We start from the raw sequence: 5,615 nt of genomic DNA, 5'->3' as shown, positions 1-5,615 counted from the left end.
GTCGTGCCCCGAGGACGGCGGGGCACGACCGGGAGTCTCAGGTACGGGTGACCGTGTCCGGTCGGGTCCCGTCCCCGTCCGGGACGAGGCGGACCCGGGTGGAGCCGTCCGGGAGGCGCTCGGTGTCCACCCGCTCGCGCTCCGCCTCCGGGTCCCCCTCGCGCTCGCTCCCGGTCTCCGCGGTCTCCTCCTCGGCGGTCGCCTCCTCGGCGGTCTCCGCGTCCGCGGAGGAACGCCGACCCCGGAGCACGTCGCGCGGGCGCACGCCCTTGGCGCGGAAGAGCAGGGCGGAGATGACCGCGACGACCACGAGGGTCACCGCACCGCCGATGACCAGGCTCGTCTCCGGGCCGAAGCTGTCGGCGAGCAGGCCCACCACGGGCGCGCCGATGGGCGCCACGCCCATGAACACCAGCAGGAACATGCTCATGACGCGTCCGCGCATCCGCGGGTCCACGCTGAGCTGGAAGGTGGCGTTGAGCGTGGTCACGTACGTCATGAAGGCCACGCCCATGGGCACCAGCACCAGGACGAACGGCACGTAGCCGGGCATGAGCCCGGCGACGACCTGGAGCGCGCCGAAGGCCAGCGACCCGATCAGCACCAGCCGCAGCCGGGGCCGGTCGCGGCGGGCGGCCAGCAGGGCGCCGGCGAGGGCGCCGACGGCCAGGAAGGCGGCGGCCACGCCGAACGCGTCGGCTCCGGCCTCGAACACGTTGTTGACCATCAGCGCGATCTGGTTCTGGCTGTTGGCGCCGAAGAACTGCGTGGCGGCGGCCAGCACCAGCAGCAGGACCAGGTCGCGCCTGCCGCCGATGTAGCGCAGCCCCTCCCGGATCTGCCCCTTGCCCCGGGCCACCCGCTCGGTGGGGTTGAGCTCGGAGGTGCGGATCATCATCAGGGCGAGGATGGTGAACCCGAACGACGCGCCGTTGATGAGGAAGACCGGTCCGCTGCCGATGACCGCGATGAGCAGACCGGCGACGGCCGGACCGGTCACCCGGCCGAGCTGGAAGCTGGCGCTGTTGAGCGCGATGGCGTTGGACAGGTGCTCGCGCTCGACCATCTCCGGGACGAAGGCCTGCCGCCCGGGGTTGTCGAGCACGGTGATCAGGCCGAGCACGAAGGCGAACAGGTACACGTGCCAGACCTGCGCGGCCCCCGCGGTGGCCAGGATTCCGAGGCCGACCGCGAGCACGCCCATGGCGGCCTGGGTGCACACCAGCAGCCTGCGCTTGTCCAGCCGGTCGACCAGCGCCCCGCCCCACAGCCCGAAGAGGAGCAGCGGCAGGAACTGGAGGGCGGTGGTCATGCCGAGCGCGATACCGCTGCCCCCGCTGAGCTGGAGGACCAGCCAGTCCTGCGCGATGCGCTGCATCCACGTGCCGGGGTTGGACAGCAGCTGGCCCAGGGCGTACAGCCGGTAGTTGCGGTTGGCCAGGGACCGGAACATGGCGATACGCCGCATCAGTCCCTCCCCTCGGACGTGAGGGGAGGGACTGATGCGGCCATCGGCGGTCGGCTTCGATCCCGGCCGGGTGGACAAAGCGGGCAAATAAGTAAACGGCGTTGACTCATCACCGGAGTCAACGCCGTCCACCGCCGCCGGAATTCCCGGACGGCGCGAAAGCCGTGCCTCAGCCGATCAGGGCGTTGATCGGCGCCTCGGCGAAGTGGATCAGGAAGACCAGCGAGATCAGCCACAGCAGCGGATGGACCTGGCGCCCCTTGCCCGTGACCAGGCTGACGAAGGCGTAGGTCAGCAGGCCGAACCCGATGCCGTTGGCGATCGAGTAGGTGAAGGGCATCATGATGATCGCCATGAAGGACCCCAGGCCCAGCGCCGGATCCCTGAAGTCGATGTTGACGACCTGGACCATCATCATGAATCCCACGATCACCAGCACCGGCGTGGCGGCCTCGAAGGGCACCAGGTTCACCAGCGGGGTGAACAGGGTGGCCAGCATCATCAGGACGCCGGTGACGATCGGCGCGATACCGGTGCGGGCGCCCTCGCCGACGCCCGCGGCGGACTCGGCGTAGATGGTGGCGACCGAGGCCGAGCCCAGGCCGCCCAGGATCGTGCCGACGGAGTCGGCGGCCAGCACCTCGCGGGAGCCCCGGATGTTGCCGTCCTCGTCGGCCAGGTCGCCCTGGTGGGCGACGCCGACCATGGTGCCCATGGTGTCGAAGAAGTCGGCGAGCAGCAGCGTGAAGATCAGCATGACCACGGTGGCGACGCCGATGTCGGCCCAGCGGGAGAACACGTCGAGACCGCCGTCGGCGAACATGCCGACGAGCGAGAAGTCGGGGACCGCCACCACTCCCCCGCCGGTGGACAGGGTCGGGACCGTCAGACTCCAGCCGAGGCGGTTGTCGCCGCCGCCGAACAGCGACTCCACGAGGAGGGCGACGGCCGTGGAGACGATGATGCCGATGAGCATCGAGCCCGGCACCTTGCGCACGTACAGCGCGACGGTGATCAGCAGGCCGATGACGAAGATCAGGATCGGCCAGCCCTGGAGGCCGCCGTTGCCGAGCTGGACGGGGGTGCCCTCACCGGCCTGCACGAAACCGGCGTTGACCAGGCCGACCAGGGCCAGGAAGAGGCCCACTCCGACGGCGATGGCGACCTTGAGGCCGGGCGGGATGGCGGCGAAGACCGCGGTGCGGAACCCGGTGAGCACCAGGATCAGCAGCAGCACGCCCTCGATGATGATCAGCAGGAAGACGTCGGACCAGGGCATGACCGGCGCGATGCCGTAGGCGACGACGGCGTTGAGCCCCATGCCCGCCGCGATCGCGAAGGGGTAGCGGCTGACCACGCCCATGAGCACGCAGGAGATCGCGGCGACCAGGGCGGTGACGGCGGCCACCTGGGGGATGCCCAGGGTCTCTCCGTTGACGTCCTCGGCCGTACCGATGATGAGCGGGTTGAGGACGACGATGTAGGCCATGGCGAAGAAGGTCGCCAGGCCGCCCCGCACCTCGGTGCCGAAGGTGGATCCGCGCTCGGAGACGCGGAAGTAGCGGTCGAGGCGGCCGGATGGCGTCTTGCCGGTGCCGCTGGGGGATGGACTCGGAGTTTTCACGTCGTCAGCCTGACCTGGTCGTACTTACTGGACAAGAAGGATTCTGCGTCAGATTAGTTGCATGTTCACACAACACCGACCACGCGTTTCCCTGGTTTTTCGTAGGAAAGACCAGAGGGCCGGAGGATCGGCTCTTCGAATGTGACGAATCCGTCCCCACGCGGCGGGGCGGCCCGGTGCGCGCGCCGCCCGTCCCCCTCTCCGGTGCGCGCGCCGCCTCCCCCGCACGCACGCGCCCTCCCCCGCGGTGAGCGGATAGCCTGGAACCGTGCGCAAACCTCGCCAGCCCGACCCGGACGTCCACGAGAGCGACTACCGCGTGCCCGCCGCGATCGGCACCCTGGCGTGGACGGTGGCGCTCGTGGTCCTCATCGCGATGGGCGACGGCCTGCCCGCGTCCGAGCGCTGGTGGATCGGCGTCTGCGTGACCGGCATCGTGCTGGGCGTGTTCGGGTTCCTGTACATACCCCATCTGCTGCGCAGGCGCTCCGACGCCGCCGAGCGCCGGGCCGACCACTCCTGACCAGCGCCGGGCACCCCCCGGCGGGGCACCGCGGTTCTGCCCGATAATGGGCGGGTGTCTGAGACGAGATTTCCGCGCGGTCTGGCCGAGCGACTCCGCGGCATCCTCATCGACGCCGACTACACCGTGTCCGGCGTCCGCGACCGCCTCGGCGACGCCGCCGCGCGCGCACTGGCCCGCGAGGAGTTGGTGCCCGCCCTGCGCGCCACCGGCGGCGACGAGCGGCTCGGACTGCTGCTGCGCCTGTGGTGGCTGCGGTCGTCCATCCCCGCGCGCGCCGCGCGTTCGATCCTGCCCGTGGACGAACTGGCCGAGGCCGGGCTGGTCACCGTGGAGGAGGGGCAGGGCGGGCCCGTCGTGCGCGCCCTGGTGCACCTGGGCCCCTGGGAGCTGGAGGACGGCAGGCCCGGGTTCGTGGTCTCCGACCCCAAGGTGCGCCCCGGCAGCGGCGCGGTCCCCGCTCCCGACCACGTGGTGGGCGCGGGCGGCGCCTCCTCCACCCTGTCCCAGCTGATCGTGGACGGACCGGTGGAGCGCGCCCTGGACGTGGGCACCGGCTGCGGGGTGCAGGCCCTGCACCTGGCCTCGCGGGCGCGCGAGGTGGTGGCCACCGACCTCAACCCGCGCGCCGTGCGCCTGGCCGGGATCAGCCTGGCCCTGTCCGGGGTCACCGACGCCCGCCTGGAGCAGGGTTCGCTGTACGAGCCGGTCGAGGGCGAGCGCTTCGACCTGATCGTGTCCAACCCGCCGTTCGTGATCACCCCCGACTCCTCCCGGTACACCTACCGGGAGTCGGACCTGCCCGGCGACACCGTGTGCGCCGAGCTGGTGCGACAGGCCCCGGCGCACCTGACCGAGGGCGGCTGGTGCCAGATCCTGGCGAACTGGGTGCACCGCGACGGCGACGACTGGGAGGACCGGGTCGGCGGCTGGGTGACCGGGACCGGGTGCTCGGGCTGGGTGGTCCAGCGCGACGTGCAGGACCCCGCCGAGTACGTGGAGCTGTGGCTGCGCGACTCCTGCGAGCACGGCACCCCCGAGTACACCCGCCGCTACGACGCCTGGCTCGACTACTTCGAGCGCGAGGGCATCAAGGGCATCGGGTTCGGGTGGATCTGCCTGCGCAACGACGTCGCCCAGGACGCGACCGTGCGCGTGGAGGAGCTGCGGCACGAGATCGAGCGGCCCGTGGGCCCCTACCTGCCCGACGTGGTGGACGGGGCGATGACCGCACTGCGCCTGACCGACGCGGCGCTGCTGTCCGCGCACGTGGCGCTCGCGCCGGGCGTGGTGGAGGAGAGGGTGGGGCGCCCCGGCGCTCCGGACCCGGAGAAGATCCTGCTGCGCCAGCGCGACGGCCTGCGGCGCGTGGCCCGCGTGGGGACGGTGGAGGCCGCCCTGGCGGGGGTGTGCGACGGCACCATGCCGGTCGGCCCGCTGCTGAACGTCATCGCCGAGCTCATCGGCGAGGACCCCGCGCTGGTGCGCGAGCGCACGCCCGACGCGCTGCGCACCCTCATCGCGGAGGGGTTCTTCCGGGTGGCCCGCTGACCGGGGCCGCCCGGGCGGACGGCCCCGGCGGGCCGGAAGGCGCCGAACTCGGCCCGTACGCCCCCGGTCAGCTCGCCCGAGGAGCGCTCGCCCTCGTCGAGCAGTCCCAGCGGGCGGCGCCGGACGGGGTCTCCGAGGACGTCGAAGGCGCGCATGACCTGGCCTTACAGGCGAAGGCTTGTACAAGCTGGCGTTGACGAACCGATGCGCTAGCGTTCTCCCATGGCGCGAATCGAGGAACTCGTCCACTACCCGGTCAAGGGATGCGCGGGCACGTCCGTGCGGACCGCCGAGATGACGTCCGCCGGTATCAGGCACGATCGCACGTTCATGGTGGTCGACGACGCCGGGGGCTTCCGCAGCCAGCGCAACGACCCCCGCATGGCGCTCATCCGCGCGGGGATCACCGCGGACGGCGCGCGTCTGAGCCTGGGGTGGGCCCCCGGGGC

5 protein-coding genes are annotated in these 5,615 nt (G+C 71.7%); 3 read left to right on the top strand and 2 right to left on the bottom strand.

Annotated features, from left to right (window positions below):
* Positions 1–37 precede the first annotated feature (37 nt).
* Positions 38–1,468 carry an MFS transporter gene (locus DQW06_RS09875; RefSeq protein WP_071622809.1) on the bottom strand — a complete coding sequence of 477 codons (1,431 nt, stop codon included), beginning with the start codon at positions 1,466–1,468 and terminating at the stop codon, positions 38–40.
* 169 nt (positions 1,469–1,637) lie between these two features.
* The gene (locus tag DQW06_RS09870; RefSeq protein WP_013155180.1) at positions 1,638–3,092 is read right to left on the bottom strand and encodes an NCS2 family permease; all 1,455 of its coding nucleotides are present in this window, start codon (positions 3,090–3,092) and stop codon (positions 1,638–1,640) included.
* Positions 3,093–3,360: 268 nt separating this feature from the next.
* Here DQW06_RS09870 and DQW06_RS09865 point away from each other — a divergent pair, with 268 nt between their 5' ends.
* From DQW06_RS09865 to DQW06_RS09850, 3 genes are all read left to right on the top strand, one after another.
* Positions 3,361–3,615, top strand: a complete 255-nt coding sequence (locus DQW06_RS09865; RefSeq protein WP_013155181.1) for a DUF2530 domain-containing protein — start codon at positions 3,361–3,363, stop codon at positions 3,613–3,615.
* A gap of 54 nt (positions 3,616–3,669) precedes the next feature.
* A complete protein-coding gene (locus DQW06_RS09860; protein WP_071622811.1) occupies positions 3,670–5,166 on the top strand; it encodes a methyltransferase in 1,497 nt (498 codons plus the stop codon).
* Between the two features lie 222 nt (positions 5,167–5,388).
* Positions 5,389–5,615 (top strand): MOSC N-terminal beta barrel domain-containing protein (locus DQW06_RS09850; RefSeq protein WP_198662414.1); only part of this gene is annotated, 227 nt, incomplete at its 3' end.

This window comes from Nocardiopsis sp. TNDT3 (assembly GCF_003427465.1).
Classification (GTDB): Bacteria; Actinomycetota; Actinomycetes; order Streptosporangiales; family Streptosporangiaceae; genus Nocardiopsis; species Nocardiopsis dassonvillei.
This window is presented reverse-complemented; position numbering and strand designations above follow the sequence as displayed.

What these genes read in the sequence shown, in the direction of transcription:
- DQW06_RS09875 (WP_071622809.1), bottom strand. Translation starts at nt 1,468, where the DNA reads ATGCGGCGTATCGCCATGTTCCGGTCCCTGGCCAACCGCAACTACCGG.